Genomic DNA, 26,299 nt, shown 5'->3' on the forward strand with positions numbered 1-26,299 from the left:
CAGGCGTTAGAAAGTCTTAACACCTGTCATAATCCGCCTCCTTCACTTAACCTGCACGGTCTACATCCGCAAAGGGTCTTTACTCAACACAACTTATTATTTAATCTAAATGAAACACCGTCTGCAAATCAATAGCTACCGGGCTGTTATCCGGGTTTGTCTCCATAATATCCGCCATGAAGTCCCACCATTTGCGGTTAATTGCCGTATCTGCTCCTTTTGCCCACAATTCTTCATCCTCAATTTCAATATACCCAAATAAAGTCAGGGTCTCTTTGTCAAGAAAAATGGTATAATTCTTGCCGCCGTACTGGTGGATCATATCCTTCATTTCCGGCCAAAGCTGATTGTGGCGGATCTCGTACTCTTCTTCCTTTCCTTCATATAACTTCATTTTAAATCCTTTTACCATAATGTATTACCTCCTAGTTTTTTAATTTGCAGACTGCAAACCATACATGCATGAATGCTTGTACATTTGGCCGCTTCCGCCAAGTCTTTTACTTATTGTATCATAGAAATATAAGATTGAAACTATAAGATTTAAAAGTCCCCCGCCTGTATGGGGTACAGGCAGAAGACTTTTTTATAAGGAAAATATGATATGAAAAAGTTTGTTATTAGCAGTTATTGCGTAATTTTAGTATACGGATTTCCAATCATTGATGTTGGATGGATCAAATTTGAAAGGAGGTCCAACGATGATTTCTGTTCCGCCGTCAGCAGCTGCTGTGATTTCGTATTCGCCCATGTCGCCAGCTGTAAATTTCTCACCAGCTGCGCCTGTGATTTCACCGGATACTAATGCCATTGATGTATAAGCAGACAGACGTCCTACATCAATTGGATTCCATAAGTACATGTAAGGGCAGGAATGTGTATCATCATCACCGATATAATCAGCCATTTCAGATGGAAGTCCAAGTCCTGTTAATTTAACTTTGTCTGCAACGCCCTGATCCTGGATAACTTTAGCTGCTGCCATGATACCTACGGTAGTAGGAGCACAGATAACTTTCAGGTCTGGGTAATTCTGTAATAACGCCTGTGTCTGGTCAACTGATTTCTGGTATTCGTCATCACCGTAAGCAACTTCTACTAATTCCAGTTTGGAATATTTTTCATCTTCCATAACTTTCTTCATAGACTCAATCCAGGAGTTCTGGTTGGTAGCCTGGCTTGTTGCGGAAAGGATAGCCCACTGTCCTTCTCCACCGGAGATATCAAGTACAGCATCCATTAATGTCTGTCCGATCTGGTCTACACCAGCCTGGTTAACAAATGTTTTACGGCTGTCTGGATTTACGTTTGCATCTAAGGAAGATACCTGGATGCCTTTATCCATAGCAGCTTTTAATGCCGGCTGAAGAGCGTCAAAGTCATTACCTGCAATTGAGATAGACTGTACACCCTGAGCAACTAATTCGTTGATCATTGTGATCTGAGCTTCTGCTGTAGCGCTTTCCGGATGTTTAACTACGCATTTTCCGCCAGCTGCATCAATTACTTCCTGGAATCCGGTAGCTTCTTTTTCATTATAAGGATTTCCTGCTGCTTTTGTAACGATTGCATAAGTATTTCCACTTACATCAGCACCGCCGTCTGCTTTTGCTGCTTCTGTTTCGTCACCTGCAGCTTCTGTAGTAGCTGCTTCCGATTTTGCTTCTGTAGTGTCGCCGCCTGCTTCTGTTGCAGCTTCTGTTTTTGCTGCCTCTGTTTTCGCTGCTTCTGTTGTCTTTGTTTCGCTGCTTCCGCAGCCTGCCATCATTGTAGCAACCATGGACATACATAATAATGCACTAATTACTTTTTTCTTCATTGATTGTTTCCTCCCTTGGAATAAATAGTTTTATACATAACACCTTAGTGTAAGTACCTGATTAGTAATTTTTTAATGACTCTGATTTATCATTTTTTAGTTTGCTGCTTCTTTTTTCTTTAAAAATTTTCCGATATTAACGTTTGGTATCATTACGGCTATTACCAGTAATGCACCGATAATTACTAACATAACCTGTGACGGTACGTTGATCAGTCCCAATCCATATCTTAAGAAACCGATGATAAAGATCGCAATAACTGTTCCCGGGAAATTACCTTTACCGCCTGCGGTAGAGATACCTCCTAATACTACCATGGATATTGCTTCCAGTTCATATCCTGCTGCAATATTAGAACGGGTACTTCCCATACGGGCTGCCAGGAACACTGCAGTAACTGCTGAAAATGTACCTGCGATGGTATAAACGACTAAACGAAGCTTCTGTACATGAATTCCTGCATATTCAGCTGCCAGACGGTTACTTCCGATTGCGTAAATTCTTCTTCCGAAAGTGGTTTTATGTAATACTAGTCCAAATACAACTGCACAGATTACAAATACGATAAACATATATGGTACGGGACCTATGGATCCCCAGTATAGATTACTGAACCATTCTACGCTTGTAAGTCCGCCTGCTGCCTGATCTCCCAGGAGAATTTCAGCGATACCTCTGAATAAAATCTGTGTGCCTAAAGTTACGATCATAGGTGCCAGTTCGGTAAACTTAGTAAGGATTAATCCATTTAAGAACCCGCATGCTGTTCCGACTAAGAGACAGATAATGATTGCAAGGCCCATCGGAACCCCTGCGTTATATGCCAGTGACATTAAAACCGCTGATAATGCTACGATGGAACCAACCGAGATGTCGATTTCACCCAGTACCAGGATATAAGCCATAGGTAAAGCGATAAATGCTTTTTCCAGGAAAGATGAGGTAGCTGTAAATAATCCTGATACGCTTAAATAGTTGGGTGAAATGAAGGAGTTCATAACATTAACGGCAATAAACAAAATGATTAAAAATGATTCCCATTTCAGAAGGGTCTGTTTCCATGATGATTTCTTTTCTGCTGATATTGTTCTTCCAGATTTTGTTGCCATGATTACATCTCCCTTCCTTTCAGATTATTCTTATCCATAACTCTTTGAGCCATAACATTCAGGATAACCGCAACTAATATAATAACACCTTTTATTGCACTCTGCCAGAATTGGGACACTCCAATTAATGGAAGTGCTTTTCCGATGATTGCGATGGTAAGTGAACCTAAGAATACTCCGACCACGCTTCCACGGCCTCCGGTTAAACTTACACCTCCAATTACACAGGCTGCGATAACATCCATTTCTATACCGGTAGCCATATCACCCTGAGCTGATGCATATACTGATACCCACATTGCACCTGCAAGACCACAAATACCTCCCATCAGGGAATACACTAATAACTTAATGTTGTCAATTTTGATACCGGAGATCTCTGCTGCTTCCGGATTACTTCCGATTGCATAAATTTTTCTTCCTGTTCTGGTCCATTTCATAATGATGAAAAAGATCACATAACAGATAATCATAATGGTAACCAGATTATTCACTAATCCAAATGTGAGATAACTGCTCTGTGCAAATGCTTTGAATTTTTCCGGTACCTGGTAAGCAGCTACCCATTGGCTGTTGGCAATCAGATATGTTAAACCTCTGTAAATATTCATAAAACCAAGTGTTGCAATAATCGGTAACACTTTTCCTTTTGAGATTACCAGGCCGATTACAAGTCCGCATACCAGTCCGATCAGGACTGACATTACAAATCCCAGTAAAGTATTTGAAAATACTCCGTCTCTCATCATAAGAGCGCTTCCCATACCGGATAGTGCTATGGTTGACCCGATGGAGATATCAATTCCTCCGATCAGCAGCACGCACATCATCCCCAGTGCAAGGATCATTGTTACGGAATAATTCTTTAACATTTCTACAATAACCGTACCCGTCAGGAAAGAGCTGTTTCGAAATTGTATAAAAATACAAAGTACAATAACTACCAGGAGCAAACTCATTTCACGAGAGCTGGTTAATTTTTTCAGACTGAATTTCTTTTCCATTTTGCTATTTGTCTCTCCTTTCTAGTTTGCATCCGAGGAAGATTTTGCCATCGCATATTTTAAGATGCCCTCCTGGGTTGCTTCCTCACGATTTAATTCACCGGTTACTTTACCCTGACACATAACTACGATTCTATCGCTCATACCCAGGATTTCCGGCATTTCTGAAGAAATCATGATAATTGCATAACCTTTTTTCGCCAGATCACCCATGATCTCATAAATTGCAGCTTTCGCACCAACGTCTACACCTTTTGTCGGCTCATCCAGGATGATTACCTTAAGATCTGAGGATAACAGCTTTGCCACAACAACTTTCTGCTGGTTTCCTCCTGACAGTGAACTTGCTTTGTCAAAAACAGTAACTGCTTTTGTATCCACTTCTTCCGCCAGCTTTTTCGCTGCTTCTCTTTCTACCTTATCATTGGTAATTCCATTTTTTGAATACTTACTTAGTTCCGCAAGTGTGATGTTTCTTCCAATACCCCAGTCTAAAATCAATCCCTGGTGCTGTCTGTCTTCCGGAAGCAGCCCAATACCTAACTGCATGGCATCGGATGGTTGTTTGATATGTACTTCTTTTCCTTCCAGATAGACCTTACCGGAATCAAACTTTTCAACTCCGAAAATAGTCTGTACCACCTCAGTACGTCCAGCACCTACCAGTCCGGTAAGTCCAAGGATTTCTCCTTTTCTGACACTGAAAGATACATTTTTGAAGTATCCCTGACGGCTTAATTTTTCTACCCGCAGGACTTCCTGCCCAAGCTTCACCTCCGGCTTCGGGAACAGGTCATTGATCTCACGTCCAACCATGGCTTTGATCAGATCCGCATTGGTAATTCCATCTACATCATATGTCCCGATATACTGGGAATCACGGAATACCGTAACCTTTGATGCCAGACGGTACATATCTTCAAATCTGTGGGAGATGAAAATGATGGACGCTCCCTCGTCTCTGAGCTTTTCTGCTATCTTGTATAGTTCTTCAGATTCTCTTTTTGTAAGCGCTGCGGTAGGCTCATCCATAATAATGATTCTCGCCTTCATTGACAATGCTTTGGCAATCTCTACCATCTGCTGCTGTGCAACACTTAAAGATCCCATTTCAGCAGTTGCATCAAAATCTGCATTTAATTCTTTCAGAAGCTTATTCGCCTCATCATTCATTTTCTTCCATTGAATCATTCCGTGTTTTACATCCTCATGACCCATGAAAATATTTTCGGTAACCGTCAGATGCGGATAAGAAGTAACATGCTGGTAGATTGCTGCGATTCCTACCTTCTGTGCATCCTTTGGACCTTTAAAATTTACAGGCTTGCCATCCAGGAACATTTCACCCTCTTCTGCTTTATGTACACCTGTAATTACTTTTATAAACGTGGATTTTCCGGCGCCGTTTTCACCCATCAGTGCATGTATCTCACCCTTTTTCAATTGAAAGTGTACCTTGTCAAGAGCCTTTACACCTGGAAATATCTTTGTAATACCTTTTAATTCAAGAACATACTCAGACACCTTATATTCTCCTCCCTTATGTTTTTTCATTTATCTTTGATCTATTAATATCCTATCATCTGGTAAATTTATTTTATACAGGAAAATAATTTGATTCAGGGTAAAATATTTTTGAATTTTGAATAAATTGTGAACAACTTAGTTCTAGTTTATGATAAAAGGTTTATTTTACCAGTATCCTGGGGTTTTCAATTTGTTAACAGAAAATCTATGATATGAAGGATACAAGCCCACATTTATCTGCTATAATGGTCACAGAAAATACCATTGCCTAAAAATCTTATCAAGGAGGTTTCTAATACATGAAAATATTAATTGCGGATGACGATCAAAAGACACGCCAGGAAATTACCCGCATCATCCAGACAGAATATCCCGGGCTTCATAAAATAGTGGAAGCAAAAAATATAAAAGAACTGGTAACGGTTTCAAGAGACGCACACCCTGACCTTATCTTTCTGGATATAAAAATGCCTTTAATGGACAGGATTGAAGGATTTGAAGAAACAAAGCGATACTGTCCGGATGCGAACATTGTCATATTAAGCGGGTATTCCGACTTTCATTATGCCCAGAAAGCAATTCAGCTGGGAGCAAAAGACTATCTTGTAAAACCGATTACTTTAGAAGATATTGAACGGAGCCTGGTTCAGGCGGATAAAAAACTGGATAAGTTAAAATGGGTCCGTTACAACAATTTTCCCCACCAGCTGATTCAGGATTATAACTGTTTCCAGTCCTATGGGGAAATACCGGAAGACTATACTTCCGAATACCATGGATATGTGCTGTATGCGGATTACGACGACTTTCATGACCAGTATTCCATGTACCAGCAGCTTCAGACCCGGATACAGGATTACTTTGCAGACAATGCATCCACACCTGTATGCAACGGATTTTTGTATCTGGATGACGGGGCGCTTCTTGTCTTATTGAAGGAAGACCCCATGCGCCGGGAGACTCTGACCTTTCTTCAGAAGCTGGCAAGAGAGAGCCGCTCCCCTCTGAGTGTAATCTGCTTTTGCTGTGAAACTTTGCGGGAATGCTTTAAAACTGCAGGTAAAATTACTGACCTGGCTTCCTTCCGGAGCCTTTGCCAGTATGGCAACCTGATACCTTATCATGACTTGGAAGAAGCCGCATCAAAAGAGGACCTTCAAAAATTAAACCATATGCTGAACCTGATTATCCTGGGAATCCTGGAAAAAGAAGAAGCACTGCTCTATGAAGCAGTAAATCCATCCTATCCGGTCTCCGATTTAGAACATGCCTTTGCCGGATGTGAAAAATACAACCTCTCCCGGTATATGAAATCCGTAACGGGCGTTACTCTGCCGACGGAATCATTTTCAGTCTTTTTAAGATCCGTACAGGAAAAGGCACAGAATATGACGGATGCTGTTTATGATCCGGATGAACCTGATCTGGCAGATCATATCAAACAGTATATCCGGGAAAACTATACACATGAAATTGAAGTACAAAACCTTGCGGAGATGTTCGGGCATACTCCCGATTACCTGTTTTTACTATTCCGTGAGAAGACCGGAACCCGTTTCACTGATTATTTGGAAGATATACGAATTTGTAATGCCAAAAGAAAAATAAAAGAACAACCTCAGCTTTCTACTAAGGAAATTGCTTCTCTGACGGGATTTTCAAGCAGCCAGCAGCTTTCCAGGATATTTACAAAATGCACAAATATGTCTCCTTCTGAATACCAAAGATACATAAATAACGAGAATTTATGAAGAAATGGTAATTTCTATTGTAATCTTTTTTTATTTTGTTAAAATGTAACTGTAACTATTACATCAGGGAGATTACAATAGATGAAATTACTAATAGTAGATGACGAACAATTAACAAGAGAGGGATTAATGTCTTCCGTAAACTGGAAATCACTGGGTATATTTGACATTTTTTTAGCTGATGATGGGATCAATGGACTTGAGACTGCTAAAAAAGAAAAACCGGAAATTATATTAAGTGATGTAAGAATGCCCAGAATGGATGGTATTGCAATGGCAGAGAAAATCAAAGTGATTCTGCCGGATGTATGTATTATTTTCATGAGCGGATATTCCGATAAAGAGTATTTGAAAGCAGCAATTAAATTAAAGGCGATTAATTATGTTGAAAAGCCTCTGGACCCTCTGGAAATTGAAGAAGCGGTATTGGAAGCAATTGAAGAGAACAAACAATTAAACCGTACCAAACAATCGGAGACATTACTTTCACTGGAGCGTTCCTCCAGACTGGCATTGCTTTTAACCTATCCCTCTCAGGATGTAGAAGGCATAGACGATTTACTCCGTGATTTTCAGTATCCTCCCAGTACGATTCTTTACTTCACCACAATTATTGTAAAGTTAACAAATAATTTCAGTGAGAACAAAGGAAATTCCATTAATACAATTCATAAACAGCTGGATTCCTTTTTAATGAAATACCATTTACAGAGTATACACGTAAGTAAGCATGAACAGCATATTGTATACCATATCTTTGGTACGTTAAAGCCTTCCCCGGAAACTGTTCTGAAGTTCTCTGAGCATTTGAAAACTCTATATAGTGAAATAGGCACTTTTTTTATCGTGGTCGGCAGTACGGTAAATGATATTCACAAGGTTTATCACTCCTACAGCCAGGCTGTTATTTTGCTGCAAAGCAGCTTCTTTTATGAATACAACAGTATTTTGACCGATATGAACGCAACTGCTCTATCCTCTTCTGTATTTACCGATCCCTCTTCCGCATTCACAGAAGCTCTGTCGTCCAAAGACAAGCAGGCGGCGGAAAATATTTTAAATCGTATCTTTGAATATTTTAAAAACAACCGTTCTTATCTGCCAAACCAGGTTCGGGACATCTACTATAAGCTGTTCATGATCGTACAGAACAGCAGCAAGTCACAACAGGTAAATGCAGGGATGGAATCACAGATGGAGAGTATATTGGAATATATTGAGAAGTTTCAGACACTGTCAGAGCTTCACAAATCACTTCTCAATAAAATAGATTTTTATTTTGAAGCTCTAGATACCCAGGTACAGGAAAATTCAACAATCTTTATGATAAAAGATTTTATACAGAAGAATTTTATGAATGATACCTTATCCGTGAAAGATATTAGTGAACATGTCTATCTTTCTACTTCTTATGTCTGTACCCTGTTTAAAACAGAAACCCATCAGACTCTGAACCAGTATATTACGGAATACCGCATGGAAAAGGCAAAACAGCTGCTGTCCGACCCCAGATACAAGATAACTGATATCTCTTCTAAAGTCGGCTATTCGGACGGTAATTATTTTAGCAAGAGTTTTAAAAAAATCGTTGGTCTCTCGCCTTCTGAGTATCGGGAGAAGGTGCTGAAATGATAAGACCTCTAAAACCTCTGAAAGATTTATATTCTAATATGAGGCTTCAGTCCAAATTTATGATCACACATCTGGTGCTGATCATCATTCCTACGATTGTAATTGCATACTTTTTTTATGGACAGATGTACGATACCATTGTATCTGAGACGATTCGACAGGAGCAAAACTTTTCCAAACACTCTTCGTCCACGATAAATGCAGCCATGGATCAGATTAATGCAGTCAGTGACTCCATTTTAGACAATGCATATCTCGATGATTTACTGAATGAGAAAAACTCCTTTCGCCTGTTACAGCTGCTCCGCTCACCAAAAACAGAGGATTTCTATACCTTTACAAATTCTATGATTGATGGAAATCTGATTACGGATATTAAAATATATATGGACCTTCCCACGGAAGATTTTTATGAGGATTATAACGGGCAAAAATCCATATTTCTGCATTCCAGTGAAGTTCGGGGTTCCTATTGGAACGGTATCTTTAACAGTACCCCCATTCCTTCTCTGTTCTGTCCCAAGTTCTACCTTTCCCCAAAAGAGGTAGAAAACTATGGTTCTATGTCCTATGTGCGCAAGGTAAAATCACAGACTTCCGCACCGGAAGATCCTTCCATCTACGTGGTGGTTTATTACTCCCAGGATAATATGGATCAGCTGCTGATGCAGGGAATATCCGAAAACAATACGGTTTCTTATATTGTAAATGAAAGAAATGCCCTGGTATCCTCATCAAATATTGCCCTGGCAGGCACTTACCTGATGAATTACGATACCATTAAAGATTCCTTTATGCAGTCCAATAACTACATTACAAAAACTGTCCTTGGAAAAGAGGTATATGCAGGATTTTACAACGTAGCCCACACATCCTGGTATATGGTTTCTATTTTACCGGCGCAGTCCCTGCAAAATAAGGGACAATTATTAATTATACAATTTGTTATGTTTTATCTGTTCTTCCTCATGGTGGCGTTCATTATGGCAACCACCCTCTCCCGTTCCATTACAAAGCGTCTGGGTGCGGTAATTAACCAGATGAAGACGGTAAGGACAGGACGTCCCGTCTCTATGGAGACAGCGCAGATACATGATGAAGTGGGAGATTTAATAGATACCTATAATTATATGAGTACCGAGATGAATACACTGATGGACAATCAGGCGAAATCAGCAGAAGAACTAAGAATTGCAGAGTTTAAAGCTCTTCAGTCTCAGATTAACCCGCATTTTCTGTACAACACCCTGGATATGATCAACTGGCTATCCCTGAGCCACCAGGAAGAAAAGGTGACAGAAGCCGTACAGGCATTGTCAAAATTCTACAAACTGACACTGAATAAAGGAAATATCGCAATATCCCTGAAAGAAGAAATTACACAGGTATCTCTTTATGTTAAACTGCAGAACATGCGTTATCAGGATAAGATTGAATTTATTATTGATGTCCCCGATGAGATGATGGATTACGAAATTCCCAAGCTGGTTCTTCAGCCTCTGGTGGAAAATGCCATTATGCACGGTATTTTTGAGAAAGAAGAAAAAATGGGTACTATTCTGATTACAGGATGGCTGGAAGATGAAGTATTAGTATTGATTGTATCGGATGACGGTGTGGGGATTTCAGAAGATAAACTAAAAATTATTCTCACAGGTGCAGGTGAAAGTATTTCCGGTAGCAATATCGGAATCTATAACACTCATGAACGCTTGCAGCTTTTTTATAATAACACAGATTTTGGCCTGGCTTACAGCAGCAACGAAGGCGATGGGACAGAAGTAGAAATCAGAATTCCGGCAAAGAAATTATCTACTCAAAATATACCCGGGTAAATACTGAAAGTTATTATGAAACCTATTTTATTTTAACATTTTCTACCAAAACTTTAGAATACAACATTGACTAATCGCTGAAAAATGTTATCATATAGTTGCGGGGATATGATGGTCTGGTATTCGTTCACTCATTTTAAATGGTGTCTGTTATCAGATCATTTTCCTTTTAACTGACAAAAAATACAGCAATACTCAATTATTGAGCACTGCTGTATGGTAATTTTAGACTACTTTCAAAAAAGCACCAGAGCAAATCCCTCCCTGATCAGCTCTGGTACTTTTTAATTTGCTAAATATACATCTGCCTGCTGTCGTCCGAATACACGGGCTTCCTCATGGTTATTCATATAGATATCCACGTGTCCGTAAGGGGTTCCCCTGTCTTCTACGGTATAGACTTCCCCATTAATAATCAATCTGGTTCCAAACGGAATTCCTCCCATGGCAACAGTTCTGCCCTGTACAGGCATGGCTCCGCTGGCTGTCGGCCCTCCCGACCAGACACCGCAGCAGACCGGGCAGCTGCAATAAGCCGTTAAAGTAAAGTTCCCCAGATGCTGCCCATAATCCTGCTCCCGTGCAAGCTGGGTATCGCCCTGGCCGCCGCTTTCATTTTCTGACCCGTCATCTAAGATCACATCGTCTTCAATAATACGGACTGCCCATACAGCGCTGTCGTAACTTACGCTGTTGGTAATAATTCCTCTTGCACTGCTGTGTGCTTCAATATCCTGCCCGTCACCAATATACATGACTACATGATAAACATATCCATTCCTGGCATAAAAGATCAAGTCCCCAGGTGCTGCCTCCCCTACCGGAATCTGCATGCCAAATCTCGCCTGGTCCTCTGCTACACGAGGTATGGAATATCCGAACTCGCTGTAAATACTCTGCACAAAGCCAGAGCAATCCGCCCCGTTTGTAAGGCTCGTGCCGCCCCAAACGTAGGAATTGCCTAAGAACTGCTTTGCAAAATCCACCATAGAATTGCGGAGTGCACTGGAAGCGGTAATTTCCCTTACCGTGGTAAGTGTATAATATAAGGAACTATTTTCTTCCATGGGAATCAGTTCTCTGGCAAACTCATAATTTTCTTCCTTGTTCATCTTAACAAGTTCTACTGCTTTTTTTCCTTTTATGAGATTCTTACGCTGAACAAATCCACGCACATAACCGGATTCTACATAAATCCATTTTTCATCCTGATCCGCCAGTACGTAACAAAGTCCGCCTTCCGGCAATACACCGATGACATTTGAATTTTCTTTTTTCCGTTCCTGGATACATACCCCATCCATCTTGGAAATTGCATATACCTTTTTCACTACGGTCTTCTGCGCAGTTGTCTTTGTATAAGTCCATGCTTTGTTTTTCATGGGGCTTATGAGACAGTCTGCAGTAGAAAGATTTTTTTCCTTTTTCCTTTTTACATAACTTTTCGCTTTTTTCCCGGTAAGAAGACTCTTGCTTTTTACAAAACCTCTTACTTCTCCTGACTCTATATAAACCCAGCCTTTTTCATCTTCCTCTAAGATAAAGCACAACCCGTTTCTCTCCAGCTCTCCCACCGGTCTTGATTTGACACTTTTTTCTTCATAGATCTCCAGATTCTTCCGCCTGGACAGCGCATATACCTTATCTACGGTCGTAATCCCAAAAGGCTTTTCAATCTCTTTTGGTTCTTCAAGGTGCTGCTGTTCAATCAGCGCAAGATTTCCTTCTATTTCTTCCTGTGTCATCTCCGTCGCCGGTTCCATCTGGGGTTCCGTGCTCTCTTCATCCTTCTTTTGTGTCTCCGATTCTGTCTCTTCCTCGGTCTCTGTGTCTGTCTCTGCAGGCTCTTCTGAGTCTGTTTCCACAGGTATTTCTGTCAATACAGCCGAATCTGGCTCTGTAATATATTCAGTTTCCACGGGATGCCCTGTTACAGGTTCCGTAACAGGCTCTGTCTGGGGTTTTACCTCAGTTGTCCGTTCCGTATTTTTCTCCGTCTGAGGTGCTGCCATTGCTGTGGACGGAATAACTAAAGAAAATGCCAGGGCTAACGCCGCTGCTTTATGTATTAATTTCCATTTCATATATGATCCTGCTTTCCCCCTTGAGCCTCATTGAAAAATGAACCAGAGTCTATCCTTTGCCAGATTTTACTGTATGGGGAGCTGTAAAAGCCTCCCCTATGAGTGTCACATACTTACTTTACATGGATAACCAACGTATCTGATTTACCGTTATAGGTCTTTGCTTTAATGGTTGTTTTTCCTTTTTTCAAAGCTTTTACTTTTCCGGAAGAACTAACCGTTGCCACTTTTTCATTTGTAGATATAAATGTTACCTTTCCTGCGCTGCCGCTGGAACGTGTTACTTTTAACTGTAAGGTCTTTCCAGGTTTCAGATTTTTAACAGATGCACTAAGTTTAACGGATTTTGGTTTATTTTTTACCGTAATCCTGCATTCTGCGGTTTTGCCGTTTCCGGTCCGTACTGTAATTGTAGCCGTACCTGTTTTCTTAGCTGTTATCTTACCTTTGGAATTAACCGATGCAACTTTCTTATCGCTGCTTGTCCATGTAATCTTGCTTGTTTTTGCATATTTTGGAACAAGCGTACTCTTTAAGGTATATGTTTCCTGCACACCTAAAGTCTTTGATTTTCTATTCAGCTTAATTTTATCTACTGCCTGTGTAACAGTTACTCTGCAGGATGCTTTCCTGCCATTTACGGTTGTAACGGTTACGGTAGCTCTTCCTGATTTTCTGGCAGTTATCTGTCCATTCTGGTCTACTTTCAGAACAGATGTGTTGCTGCTCTTCCAGGTGAGTTTTTTATTAGTGGTATTAGATGGTGCAACACTGGTCTTTAAAGTATACTTTTTACCTTTTTTGATGGAAAGTTCGGACTTATTCAGTGAAACTTTCTCCGCAAATATTTCCTGTGGTGCTACTTTTTCCTGAGTTGCTGCAGATAATGTTCCGTTTAAGTTTTCTGCTGATACAACTGCTGTAATCTGATAACCCACATCTAATTTGGTAAGCTTGTAACTTGTACCGGAAGCTCCGTCAATCACCTGATTCCCGCGCATCCACTTCACAACCAGTTTGTCTGCATTCTGGATACCTGTGGTATCTAATGTAAGGGTTTGACCTTCTTTTACGGTTCCCTTAATAACAACAGAACCTTTTAATGTGTCTTTCTCTGTAGCAGCCTCGAGTACTTTACTCAGTCTTCCTGCTTCATGTGTATCTGTAGCTGCAATTCTCTGATAGAAACTATAGTCCGTATTTGGTTTTAATCCTGTAAATACAGGTGAATTACCAAATATTAATTCCTGATCCCCTGTCTGTATTGCATATTCATAACCGGAGATTTCTTTTAATGTAATGCTGTCTGCTGTAATTTTAGCTGCTGCAGGTTTTAATGGGTAAATTTCACTGACCGTAACTGGAGTAACTCTGGTATATTCTACCTCATTATATGTCAATTTAACGGTTATATTTGCCTTTCCTGCATTCCTTGCATTAATTATACCATCTTTATCCACATATGCAACATTTTCATCGTCAGATTCCACAAAAAATGTTTCATTGGACAAATCAATGGTTTCTCCATCTTCATCTTTCATTGAAATCTCAAGGATTCTGGTTGTTTCATCCCAAAGCATATTGGTTTTTTCAAATACTACCTGAAGTCCGTTTTCATCTGGTACAAGTCGTAAGTCAGCCCATACAAGTAATCCTAATGTACTTGTTTTAAAGGTAACCTCTGTCTTGCTCTCATCCGTAAACGTAAATGCCTGCTCTGTTTTTACCCCATCATCCGATACCTTATACAGTGCAAGTTGATCTGCATCATAGTATTCCGGTATTCTCATTGCTGCCTGTACTTCTTTTCCATCCAGAGATACCTCTCCCTGTGCGGAAGTTAAGGCAATATCCAGTGCCGTAAATTCTCTGGTAACATCTTTTAATGCTTCTGCTGCCAGGTCATGTCTGCTGCCGCTTTCCACTCTATCTACCAGAAGCTGTGTGTCTCTTGGCCATGTCTCGGTCTCGGCTGTTAATGTCACGCCGTTTGCTTCATCCGTAAGTACCTGAGGAAGTACAACAGGAGGTTCTTCCGGCTGCAGGCCTTCCATTGCTCCAAGTAAAACGTCAATGGCATCTGCTATTTCTTCTTCGGTTGCACCTTCTTTCATAAAGATATCCTGTGCTGCCTTTAAAGCATTGTCAAAAGCTTCTTTTGTTTCTTTTGAAGCTGTCTGATACTTATCTGTTCCCATCATATCGTTGGCTTCTTTGATTGTCTTCTCAAGCTCAGTTTTGTCTGCCGGCTTTTCCTCTGCGGTCAGGCCTTCTGTTGCTTTAGACAGATCTGCAATTGCTTTGGTAATTTCATCTGCAGTTGCTTTACCATTCTTTAATACTTTTTCTGCTGCTGTCAAAGCGGAGTCAAATGCTGACTGTGAATTTATCGTTGCATTTTTGTAAGTATCTGTTTCTTTTACATCTTTTGCATCCTGAATTGCTTTCTTTAATTCTGTCTTGTCTGCTGCTTCTTTATATGCGGTTTTAAATACATATGTTCCTGCCGTAATTTCAAATACTGCATTTCCATCTACCGTATCCACATACTGAATGCCATCTTTTTCTTTCTTAAATTCATCTGCCAGTACACCGTTTACCGTAACTTCCATGTCTTTTTCGACCGGAATATATGCGGTTGCTGTAGTATTTGCAGGTATCGTTGCCGTATAGTTGAATCCGTCTTCTGACCAATCCCATTCTGCATCTATCATTCCGTATGCAGAATCGTAAGAACCTTTTACCCAGGTAATCCGTTCTTGGTTTGCAGGGATATCTTCGTCAGCTCTTCTGTCCGGCTGTGGTTTTAATACAATGTGCTTGAATCCAGGCTGGTCTTCATCTGCTTTGATTCCCAGCATATCGCTGTACATCCACTCTACAATCGCACCATAAGAATAGTGATTAAAGGAGTTCATATCTACCGGTCCGAATCCGTTTTCCTTTGTATAGGAATTCCAACGCTCCCAGATTGTGGTTGCTCCCTGGTCAATACTGTACATCCAGGATGGATTATCTCTCTGCAGTAACAGGGTGTAAGCCATATCAACTGCACCTGCTTCTGTAAGAGTCTGGTTCAGCATAGCAGTACCTACAAAGCCGGTACCAAGTTTGTTTCCATTTGCTTTGATCTTATTAACCAGAATCTCCGTTGCTGCCTGCTTCTGCTCTTCATCTTTAAACAAGTCTACTTTTAAAGTAATTAAGTATCCTGTCTGTGTATCTGCCCCGGCTGCTAAAGTACCGTCATTATTAATGTATTTCTCCTGGAAATGATTTTTAATTTCATCAAATCTGGCTCTGTATGCATCTGCTTTCTCTGTTTCTCCAATGGCATCTGACATTTCAGCCATTAACTGAGTATCATATGCGTAGTAAGCACATGCAATCAGATTCCGAATAAGTCCCTGGTTGTCCTGTTCATTTGGTGCCAGCCAGTCGCAGTAAGCAAGGCCTGCACCCTCAAAACCTCTGCTGTTCAGCCAGTTCATGTATTTTTCCATCGATTCATACATCTGGGAAATAATCTGCGTATCTCCATACATTTTGTACATGGTATACGGAACAATAACGCCCGCATCTCCCCAGGCTGCATTACCTGCACCTACTGCAGCAGATCTTGGAATTGTATCGGTATACTGTCCGGCACTTGTCTGGCTGTCTCTTGCATCCTGTCCCCATTTATTGAAGAAACCTGCCACATTGGCATTGTAAGATGCTGCGCCGATAAATACCTGTGTATCGCCGGACCATCCAAGACGCTCATCTCTCTGCGGGCAGTCTGTCGGTACACTTAAATAGTTGCTTCTCTGTCCCCAGAGGGTATTGCTGATTAACTGATTTACCGATGCATTGCTGGTCTCCAGGCTGCCTGTCTCCGGGATAGCGGAACCCAGTACTTCTGCCTTGAAGCTGTCAATTGTGATATCGGTATCGGCGGAAATGGATACATACCGGAACCCATAAAAACTAAATGTGGGGCGGTAGCTTTCTGTTTCGTCACCCTTTGCAATATAAATGGATGTGGAAGCGGCTGATCTGTAGTTAGCCATATAAAGGCTTCCTTCCGGACCATCATTTCCTCTGGATTTCTTACCGCTGTCATTTAACATTTCTGCAAAATGCATGCTGATCTGTGCGTCTTTTGGTGCTTTTACTGTAATGTTCGGCCATCCTACCATATTTTGTCCCAAATCATAGACAACCGTCTGGCCTTTTTTCAATTCAATTACATCATTTGCCTTGTAATCATCTTTGACAACATTTACCGTACCGTAATCAGATCCGTTATCCTTACTACCCTGGTATACACTTGTAGTAACCGGAGTACGCTCCAGTTCTTTGCGAACCTGAATTGTCTGTCCTACCTGTGCAGAAATTACTCCATTAAAGTTCGTGTCATAGCTTACTTTGCTCCAGCTCTCGTCTTCTGTATATTCTGAAGTAGACATTACGGATGCGCTTGGGTAATTTGCATCATAAGTTTCTCCATCCCAGATATCAGCTTCACGAATAACGCCTTCTTTACTTGTCTTCCAGGAACTGTCTGTATTTAAAACTTTCTGTGTTCCATCGCTGTAAGTAATGATTGTCTTAGCTAAAAATGCCATATCTTTGGTACCATAGGTATTATAGGAAATTCTTCCTGTCCACCATCCGGTTCCTACCTGTGCCAGAATTACGTTGTCTCCGCCTTTTTTCATTAAGTCTGTAATGTCATGAGAATAATATAAGACTCTTTCATTGTAATCGGTCCAGCCCGGTTTCATTTCATCATAGATGGTTTCGCCATTTTCATCCGGACGTCCCACTCTGGTTCCGTTTACATACAGATCATATACACCCAGTGAGGATGCGTATACTTTTGCACTTACAATTTCTTTATCTTCTGTTTCAAATGTTTTTCTGAACATGGGCATTCCCAGATTGGAATAATCTTTAGTCAAAAGTACACCTGCATTGCCTTTTACTACAAATTTACCGTCCTTGAAGGAACCTGAACTTGCCTGTCCTGCACTTCCTCCAAATGGATTTATACCGTCATCAAAATCATAAGAAAGTTTTATGGTTCCTTCTGCCGGTCCGCCTTCTTCAAAAGTAGTCACTTTCAGATTATCAACCATAAAGTTTTCTGTTGCTGTTCCGGAGCGGAATCCCACTCTTCCATCCATAATTTTACCTGGTGTCTCAGAAGTTACCTGGAAAGTATCAACCAGCTTATCATTAATAGATGTTTTAATTTCCTGATTTGTCACTTCAATTTTTACATGAACTTCTTTGTTCAGAATCTCTGTATTATAATCAAAGAAACTGCTGATATCTTTTTCATATTTGTCATAGTGCGGTTTTCCGTTATCCCAGATATGAGGTCTTAAATATAATTTTCCTTTATGGTCTGCACCGTTAATCTGCCACATGAACATGTTGCTGCTGTCTGATGCAGAGAATACAATACCCGCTGAATCACTGGTTACGGTGATATCAGATTCTACGATATAGTGTACGGGTGCATCCGGTTCCGGTTCCGGATCAGGTTTGCCGCTAAGTGCATTCTTTAATAATGCTGTACTTTCACCGGCTATGCGCAATCCGCCATTCTCTACCGTTCCGTTGTCAAAAATGTTTTCTACTGTATTACCATCTGTGAATACTTTAGGCATACCTGCTACTTTTACAACGATATTATCATATACCACATCATCCCCGCCATCGCTGTTAAAACCAAATTTTCCATCAAACTGGAATTTATCTAACTTGTCATGGTATTTTGCTTCTACGCCATCGATGTAGATGCGTACTTCCTGTTTATTTGAACAGGTAAGGGTAAAGTGGTGTTTTTTATTAACCAGATCTTCTTTTGTAATATTACTGATAGAACCGCGATCAAACTCATATTTTCTTCCGTCCAGTTCTCTTATGTGCTGTACAACTGCAGGTCCTGAACTGTAATTTGGATTGATCTGTGAATAATAGAATTGGGTACCTTCTGCATTTGAGCCGTAGATAATTCCTGCTTTACCGGATTTGATCGTAAAGTCTGTATCAAAACGGTAATACATGGAGCTGTCCTTACTCAGAAATACTTTATCACCCTGGTTCTCACCATAAGCTAAATAAAGTTTCCCGTTTTCTACTACGCCGCCATCAAACTGTGTGTCATTATCCAGAGAGAAATCCTGATAGAATAAAACAGTTCCATCATTAGCAGTTACCTTCATATCATCCAGCCATACCTGCTCCCTGAATCCGCCTACCGGATTGGTTGCCTGTCGAAATCCAATTTTACCATAAGATAAATCTGCATCTTTACAATCTAATGAATTTACCAAATCATTATTAATATAAGTTTCAACTATATGGGTCGTTGTATTAACTACCAGTCTCAGATTATAGTCTGTATTGTCTAACAATTCATCCTCCAGCTGGTATCCATTGTAATTACTAATATTCTCAGGATTAAATGTTCCGCCGTTGCCGTTCCATACATGAGGGCGAAGCCAGCTTCCCTTTACTCCCTGTTCCATATTATTATTTAACTGCCACATATAGAAATGGGAATTGTCCTTTGCCGCAAATACAAGCCCTACCGCATCCTTAAACTGTAAGTTTGCTTCGATGGTATAGACGCTTTTATCAATTACCGGTTCCTGGGCATCCGGATCAGGATCGCCTTTTTTTGGCATACGAATCCAGTTTACATCACTGAATGCATCTTCTTCTAACAGACCCATCTCAAAGGTTGCATGATCGGATACAATTGCATTATCATCTTTATCCCATGCGGTAACATGCCACTGGTAAGTTGTGGAGGATGTCAGTGCACTTCCTTCATAAATGATATCAACTGCTTTATCACTTTCCACTTTACCGGTATTCCATACCTCATTGCCGCCCAGCTCAGATACCTGGATCTGATAAGCAGTCTGAATCTGTCCCTGTACTGCCGAGTCCATTTTCCAGGAAAACCTCGGAGCAGTATTGTCAATTCCAACCGGATTAACTACATTGTCTACCATCAATTCTCTGATAGCGGTATTGCCCCCTGCAGCCATTGCAGTCATTGCTGTCGTTGGCATTAAGGACGTTATCACCATTGCGATGGCTAAAATAAGTGATATCCATTTATTCTTTTTCATAATTTTCTGTCAACCTTTCCCCTTCTTTAATATCGCGGTCAGCGAGTACAGCTTTGCGAGCCAGGCGGACACCCTGTGGTGTCCGATTGGCTGCTTCCGCGATTGTAAAAAAATCAAATTGTTATTCAACTGTAATCTTTATTTCTGCTGATTTTCCGTTGTACAATTTTGCTGTTACTATTGTCCTGCCTTTTTTTAATGCTTTAATTACGCCTTTTGAATTAACGGTTGCAATTTTAGGATTTTTGCTTGTATAAGTAATCCTGCCTGCACTCTTGCTGGAGCGTTTTGCCTTCAAAGCAAATGTCTTACCTGGCTTTAATTTCTTTCTTTTTTCATTTAAAGTAAGCTTAACAGGTGCTTTTTTTACCGTTACCTTACAGGTATTCTTTTTACCATTACTTGTCTTAACCGTAATAACAGCAGTTCCTTCTTTGATTGCTGTTAATTTTCCTTTGGAGTTTACTTTTACAACCTTTTTATTGCTGGATGTCCATGTGTACTTTTTATTGGCTGCATAGGAAGGTTTTAACGTTGGTTTTAAGGTATAAGTTTCCTTTACTCCCAGAGTCTTACTTGTTCTGTTTAATTTTACTCCGTCCGGATTTTGGGTAACGGTTATTTTACAAACTGCTGTCTTTCCATTGGCACTTACTGCGGTAATAACCGCGGTTCCTGCTTTTTTCGCCAAGACTTTACCGCTCTGGGATACTGTAGCAACCGATGTACTGCTGCTCTTAAAGGACACTGCCTGATTGGAGGCATTGGATGGTACAACTGCTGCTTTTAATGTTGTACTCTTTCCTTTTTCCAGCGTCATGCTTGTTTTATTCAAAGTAACTCCGGTTACGATAACTTCTGCCGGTTTTACAACTTCCGTTGTAGTCGCCGTAAAAATACCTGCCATAATATCAGATGTTACCACTACAGAAATCTTTTGTCCCACATCGTATTTTGTAAGCTTATAGGAGGTTCCGTTTGCACCTGGGATTCCCTGGTCTCCGCGTTTCCATACATATACCAGGTTCTTAGGATTCTGGATACCTGATGTATTTACAGTAAGTGTTTCTCCTTCTTTAGCGGTACCAGTGAGGCTGATCTGGCCTGTCATTATTTCTTTGTCCGTGGTGACGCTTAACGGTTCACTTAAGTTTCCTGCAATATGGTTTTCATTTGCAGCGATTCTCTGGTAGAATACATATTCCGTTGCCGGATTTAATCCTGTAAATACTGGGTTCTCTGTAAATACTAATCCTGTACTGCCTGTCCATACTGCATATTCATATCCATCTGTTGTCTGTAATGTTATACTGTCTTTTGATGCTTCTGATTTAACCGGATTTACAGTCTCAGGTTCTGCTGTCGTTACACGAACATAACCGGATGCCTGCATTTCATCTAAAGTAACGTTTACTAAGATTTTTGCTGTTCCTGTATTTTTAGCAGTAATCAAACCAGTTTCATCTACAACGGCTGTATTACCATTACTGGTGTCGTATGTAATGACAGCATTTGTTAAATCTACAATCTGTCCCCTGGTATCATATGCCATAATCTGGTTAATTCTTGTTGTTTCATCCCAAAGCATGGACGGCTTCAATGCAGTAGCTTTTATGGTGCTCAGTGTTGCTAATTCGCCGCCTTCACCTGCTCCGTCTGCTAACACATAGCTTCCAAGAAGATCTGCCTGGAACCGGATGTCAGTTTTACTGCTGTCTGTATAGGTAAATGAAAGTTCTGTCTTCTCTCCTTCACCGGAAACATAGATTAAAGCCAGTTTATCCGTGTCATATCCTGCCGGCACCTTCATAGTTGCGGTGACATGATTTTCACCCAGAGACAATTCCACATCTTCAGCCCAAAGGGTAATATCAAATGCAGTAAATTTGTCGGTAACATCCTTCATTGCCTCTGTTACTGTTTCATTCTTTTCATGTCCTGCTTCAATCAGGGCTGTTCTTAATTCCACATTATCCGGCAGTACGCCTGCTTCAGCATAGATAGAAATGCCGTTTACTTCATCCACAAGGGTAATTGGCTTCGGTGCAGGAATCAAACCGTCAATTGCAGATCTCATCCCCTGTTCAGCTCCAGTTACCTTGTCTGCATCTGCATCTTCTTCTTCCAGTACCAACTGAGCTGTATTGTATGCTTCATCGAATACCTGCTGTGTTGCAATGGTTGCTTCCAGATACTTTTCTGTCTTTCTTACATCGTCCGCTTCTTTTAACACGTTCACTAATGCATCTTTGGAAGGAAGTGTTACTTCCGGATTGCTGTACACTTCAATTTCTGCAAGCTGTACCCGGAAATTATTGGGGCTGCCTTCATCGGTTGCCACAGCGCCAAGCCTGGTTGTAGTTATTTTAATATATCTGGCTTCATGGGATGCAAAGCTGTAAACCTGCTCTTTAAAGCGGGGGTTTGGCTGATCTGCTACAGATCTCACTAACTGCCAGTTTTTGTTGTCTGTACTTACATAGATCTTAAAGGATTCCGGGAATGCACAGCTTAAATTATCTCCTGCAGCTGCATTTGTCCTTGGGAATAAAGCTACCTGATTTACAGATTTTACGTCTCCAAGATCTAACACAATATTATGCGGATTTTTACTGATATCTTTTGTACTGTAAGTCTGTGAAGTAAATCCATTAGAATCATTTGTCGAAATACGCTGTCCATCCACTAAATTGCTCTTATCCCAGGAACCGCCGCCTTCTGGCTTATCAGCTACTGTGACAGTTACCGGTGTAATTTTTCCCACTTTTTCTGTCAGTTCAAAGGAAACATCAACATCTTCCTTACCGATTGTCACCGTTGCTGTGGTTCCATCTGTGGCACCTGCTTCTGTGCTCCACCCTGAAAACTCATAGTTCAATGGCAGCAGTACCTCTGCTTCAATGGTCACTTCCTGACCTTCTTTAAAGGCTCCTGCAAATGGGATTCTCTTTTCTACACCATTAATTTTAACATTTGCTGCATATTCCAATCCCTTTGCATTTACGCTTAAAACATGTCTTTCCTTTGGAATCTCTGTAAATACAGCGGTAAAGTTTACATTCCGGTCTGCTGTGATTTCCTTCGTATAAGGAACCTTGCTGTTTTCTTCCGAAATGATTTCCGGATAAGTACCCGTTACCTTCTGGATTGCCCAGCCCTCTGCCGGTGTTGCAGTGATGGTAACTTTTTCACCTTTATTAACCTGGCTTTGATATGGCACTGTAACTTCAGCATTATTTACCTGAATCGTTCCCTGTCCCACTACTTTTACATTTACGTCGTACTGCTCTTTTTCCTCTCCTGTAAATTCGCTGCTTACAAATGAATACGTTCCGCTTTCTACGGTAAATGCTACATATTCATTGTCTTCGTCCTTATATGTTACGCCATCCGGTAAGTCAAGTTCCCCTCCGTCTGCATAGATGGTTTGACCTCCTAACTGAATCATGGTCTGTTTGCCATCAATTCTTGGAACGTAGATGTCAGCACTCTTCGAACCTGCCGGTACGGTTACACCTAATGTAATATCACTGTCTGTTTCTTTTACAGTTACCGCGATATTGCCTTTTGGTGAAGGTATCTCTGCGCTGATATCCTTTAATCCTGCTGTCTGTGGTCTTACCTGGAAGTTTTCATATGCCGGTGACAGTGGTGTAATACCAGCATTAAACATATACATCATGGTAAGAGGTCCGCCGGACCATGCATGATTTCTGGTACCTGCTTTTTTATCCCAGAACTCCCATAAGGTAGGAAATTCATCTTCGATCATCTCTTTATAGCGGGTTTTTGTTCTCGCCATAGCTTCGTCATCATATCCCATCATGTACAAAGCTTCTAATACATACTTTTCCATGTATGGGCTGGATTCCATCTGGGTTTCCAGTAATTTCTCAATACCTGCATAACGGCTTGCCGGTGCGAGTCCTGCATATACTGCTAATGCATTGGCACGGTCATCTGCTTTGCCGCTTCCGGTACCTCTGTAGTATGCATTTTTTGACTTATCCCAGAACGCTTTATCAAACTTAGACTCAATGCTGTACAGGCGTTCTTCCAAAAATTCAATATCTGTTTTCGGTTTATCCAGTGTCTGAGCCATATTTAATACACTCTGTGCTGCAATGTAATACCATTCCTGTTCGATAATTTTTGCATCCGGATTATTTCCCCAGTCCATCCAGTCCCAGGTTCCACCTCTGTGAGATACAAATCCATCGGATTCAAGGCTCCAAAGCTTCAGGTAAGCCAGCAGTGAATCGTATCCGTCAGTCATAGGCTGCGCATCTCCGGAATACATGTAATATTGCCAGAAGGACATTACGCCTGCCAGTGCCTGCATGGGAAGTTCTGAAATGGCATCAATTCCATTTGGTGCTGTTGTAGGCAGCTGTCCAGCCGCATTCTTCCATCCAAGTACCTGGTTCAATGCTTTTTTGTAAAGCAGTCCTGCATTGCTGTCCATGGCGTAGAATGCCATCTGCATTTCGTTTACGGCATCTCCCCACCACTGTGCTCTTTCTCTGTCCGGGCAGTCCATGTAGTTATCTCTCATGGTTACTAACAGGGTATCATAAGACTTTTTATACAATAAGTTTAAGTCTTCATCCTCGCTGGTAAAGCTTCCAGCCGGCGTTGTGTTGTAAGTGGACGGGCGGAATCCCAATTCCAGTACTTCTACAGACTCCGGAATTTCAAAGTAAACATCATATCCGTTTACCCATCCCAGTGCTTCAAATTCCTGCTCTCCATCTTTTGTGATGTAGGCATGTCTGACTGAGTTTCCATTTCCAGCGGGTTCCAGCCAGGTATCGGTATACATATCAATACGTTTGCCTGCTGCCGCTTTTACTTTGAGATAAGGGGTACCCTGAAGGTTTGTTGCATTTCTGATGGTATATCGTTTTACACCTTCTCCAAGTTTTACGGTACCTGCCTTAATAATTGAATTTGTCTGAGACAAGTAATGCTCCCCATTTTCATCTGCTTTGATTTCAGGGTCAACAGCACCTGACAACTTTTTAAACTGAGTCATGCGCTTCCCTAGCTTATCATTTGCAAAGTTGTCCTTGAACAGAACTGTGCTGTTATCTGCAGATTTTACTTCCAGACTGTAAATACGAACCTTTTCCATATTATCGTTTCTAAAACCGATGGAACCGCCTTTTAATGCAGTTGTGTTGACTCTTTCCATATCGGTACCGTCTACAGTTGCATCAAATCCGTTCGCATCCACGCTAACAGTCATGGTGTGCTTTGTATTAAAACGCTTGTCTCCCGGAATTAAGCTGCTGATATCATAAGGGCCTTTTACATCCCATCCGCCATTAATTCTTATATGGGGCTTATAATTTGCGTAATCCTTACTTTGCATATTATTTAAGTCCGCCATACTTACCTGAGGCATATAAAAGTTATTATCATCTTTCATATTAACCGCTAATCCCATAGAACCCGCAAATGGGGCGTTAGACCCTGTCGTAGCAATCGGATCTACCATAAATGTCAAAGAAACGTTATATTCATCCGGCAGTTCCAGGGCAGTAAATACATCATTTGCGGAAGAATCAATATATTCTTCTTTCCAGGTACCTGTTCCGTCTGTACCATCTGCCGTGTATCTCACCACATCGTCTACTTTCAGCTGGGGAATCGGGCGTTCCCACAGATTATTGTAAGGAGCTTCTCCTGCTTTTGCCTGAACTACGGCATTCTTCCATTTGGAATCATTAAATTCTGTTCCCTGCCATCCAGTCAGTTCTGCATTGGCATCATACATAATATTGGGTTCCGCCAGTCTGTAGTTGGAATCCATATTGTGTTTTCCATAAGCAGGATCTTTGATTGTCTTCCAGCTGGTATCACTGACAATTTTTGTGCCGTTCTCCAGTGCTCCTTCTCCAAACTCTGCGTCGAATAAGAAGCCGGGCTTACCGGAATCTTTGAAACCGTAACCGCTTTTACCAAAGTAAACAACCTGTACGGCTATCGTGTTCTTGCCTTCTTTCAGGTATTTTGCAATATCTACTTTGTCATAATACATATCCGTTCTGTTCGGTCCGGTTTTTACCATACCTTCAAATACTGCCATTTCACCATTAATCCACAGCCAGTATTTTGAATCTGCTGCTACGTATGCCTCTACTTTTTCCGGCACTTTCTCCAAATCAAATGTTTTACGAAAACTCATCCACTGACCGGCTTCTCTTGCATCATTGCTCCAGATCCAGTCCGCCGTAAAATCATGACCCGGTGTTAAGTTTTCTGCCGCTGACACTGTCATTGGTAAAATGCTCGTGATCATTAATACCATTGTCAATATACCGGATATTAATCTTTTCCAACCTTTCATATTTCTCAACATTCCTTTCGCTTCGCTCAAGGCACAAACAAATAATGAA

General features: G+C 41.0%; 11 protein-coding genes. 3 read left to right on the forward strand and 8 right to left on the reverse strand.

The window, feature by feature from the left end:
* Positions 1-100 precede the first annotated feature (100 nt).
* The 5 genes from rhaM to ACH2DQ_RS28180 form a co-directional block, all read right to left on the reverse strand.
* The gene (gene rhaM, locus ACH2DQ_RS28160; RefSeq protein WP_394915498.1) at positions 101-412 is read right to left on the reverse strand and encodes an L-rhamnose mutarotase; all 312 of its coding nucleotides are present in this window, start codon (positions 410-412) and stop codon (positions 101-103) included.
* Positions 413-640: 228 nt separating this feature from the next.
* Positions 641-1,819, reverse strand: coding sequence for a rhamnose ABC transporter substrate-binding protein (locus ACH2DQ_RS28165; protein ID WP_394915497.1), 1,179 nt, complete (start codon positions 1,817-1,819; stop codon positions 641-643).
* 96 nt (positions 1,820-1,915) lie between these two features.
* Complete coding sequence (locus ACH2DQ_RS28170) at positions 1,916-2,929, reverse strand: ABC transporter permease (protein ID WP_394915496.1); 1,014 nt, start codon at positions 2,927-2,929, stop codon at positions 1,916-1,918.
* A gap of 2 nt (positions 2,930-2,931) precedes the next feature.
* Positions 2,932-3,933 (reverse strand): ABC transporter permease, encoded by a 1,002-nt coding sequence (locus tag ACH2DQ_RS28175; RefSeq protein WP_394915495.1) that lies wholly within the window; start codon positions 3,931-3,933, stop codon positions 2,932-2,934.
* A 21-nt stretch (positions 3,934-3,954) separates the two neighbouring features.
* Positions 3,955-5,457, reverse strand: a complete 1,503-nt coding sequence (locus ACH2DQ_RS28180; RefSeq protein WP_394915494.1) for a sugar ABC transporter ATP-binding protein — start codon at positions 5,455-5,457, stop codon at positions 3,955-3,957.
* 302 nt (positions 5,458-5,759) lie between these two features.
* Between ACH2DQ_RS28180 and ACH2DQ_RS28185 the strand changes: the two genes are divergently transcribed.
* The 3 genes from ACH2DQ_RS28185 (at position 5,760) to ACH2DQ_RS28195 (ending at position 10,678) form a co-directional block, all read left to right on the forward strand.
* Entirely contained in the window at positions 5,760-7,211 is a 1,452-nt protein-coding gene (locus tag ACH2DQ_RS28185) for a response regulator (protein WP_394915493.1), read from the forward strand.
* An 81-nt stretch (positions 7,212-7,292) separates the two neighbouring features.
* Positions 7,293-8,843: a response regulator gene (locus ACH2DQ_RS28190; protein WP_394915492.1), complete on the forward strand. Its 1,551-nt coding sequence runs from the start codon at positions 7,293-7,295 to the stop codon at positions 8,841-8,843.
* Positions 8,840-10,678 carry a sensor histidine kinase gene (locus ACH2DQ_RS28195; protein ID WP_394915491.1) on the forward strand — a complete coding sequence of 613 codons (1,839 nt, stop codon included), beginning with the start codon at positions 8,840-8,842 and terminating at the stop codon, positions 10,676-10,678. The genes ACH2DQ_RS28190 and ACH2DQ_RS28195 overlap by 4 nt, the downstream gene beginning before the upstream one ends.
* A gap of 284 nt (positions 10,679-10,962) precedes the next feature.
* On the opposite strand, the gene ACH2DQ_RS28200 is transcribed toward ACH2DQ_RS28195, so the two are convergent.
* From ACH2DQ_RS28200 to ACH2DQ_RS28210, 3 genes are all read right to left on the reverse strand, one after another.
* Positions 10,963-12,762 (reverse strand): NlpC/P60 family protein, encoded by a 1,800-nt coding sequence (locus tag ACH2DQ_RS28200; protein ID WP_394915490.1) that lies wholly within the window; start codon positions 12,760-12,762, stop codon positions 10,963-10,965.
* A 113-nt stretch (positions 12,763-12,875) separates the two neighbouring features.
* Positions 12,876-19,898 (reverse strand): family 78 glycoside hydrolase catalytic domain, encoded by a 7,023-nt coding sequence (locus ACH2DQ_RS28205; RefSeq protein WP_394915489.1) that lies wholly within the window; start codon positions 19,896-19,898, stop codon positions 12,876-12,878.
* A gap of 121 nt (positions 19,899-20,019) precedes the next feature.
* Positions 20,020-26,181: an Ig-like domain-containing protein gene (locus tag ACH2DQ_RS28210; protein WP_394915488.1), complete on the reverse strand. Its 6,162-nt coding sequence runs from the start codon at positions 26,179-26,181 to the stop codon at positions 20,020-20,022.
* Positions 26,182-26,299: the final 118 nt, after the last annotated feature.

Source organism: Robinsoniella sp. (genome assembly GCF_034124845.1).

What these genes read in the sequence shown, in the direction of transcription:
- rhaM (WP_394915498.1), bottom strand. Translation starts at nt 412, where the DNA reads ATGGTAAAAGGATTTAAAATGAAGTTATATGAAGGAAAGGAAGAAGAG.
- ACH2DQ_RS28165 (WP_394915497.1), bottom strand. Translation starts at nt 1,819, where the DNA reads ATGAAGAAAAAAGTAATTAGTGCATTATTATGTATGTCCATGGTTGCT.
- ACH2DQ_RS28170 (WP_394915496.1), bottom strand. Translation starts at nt 2,929, where the DNA reads ATGGCAACAAAATCTGGAAGAACAATATCAGCAGAAAAGAAATCATCA.
- ACH2DQ_RS28175 (WP_394915495.1), bottom strand. Translation starts at nt 3,933, where the DNA reads ATGGAAAAGAAATTCAGTCTGAAAAAATTAACCAGCTCTCGTGAAATG.
- ACH2DQ_RS28185 (WP_394915493.1), top strand. Translation starts at nt 5,760, where the DNA reads ATGAAAATATTAATTGCGGATGACGATCAAAAGACACGCCAGGAAATT.
- ACH2DQ_RS28190 (WP_394915492.1), top strand. Translation starts at nt 7,293, where the DNA reads ATGAAATTACTAATAGTAGATGACGAACAATTAACAAGAGAGGGATTA.
- ACH2DQ_RS28195 (WP_394915491.1), top strand. Translation starts at nt 8,840, where the DNA reads ATGATAAGACCTCTAAAACCTCTGAAAGATTTATATTCTAATATGAGG.
- ACH2DQ_RS28200 (WP_394915490.1), bottom strand. Translation starts at nt 12,762, where the DNA reads ATGAAATGGAAATTAATACATAAAGCAGCGGCGTTAGCCCTGGCATTT.
- ACH2DQ_RS28205 (WP_394915489.1), bottom strand. Translation starts at nt 19,898, where the DNA reads ATGAAAAAGAATAAATGGATATCACTTATTTTAGCCATCGCAATGGTG.
- ACH2DQ_RS28210 (WP_394915488.1), bottom strand. Translation starts at nt 26,181, where the DNA reads ATGACAGTGTCAGCGGCAGAAAACTTAACACCGGGTCATGATTTTACG.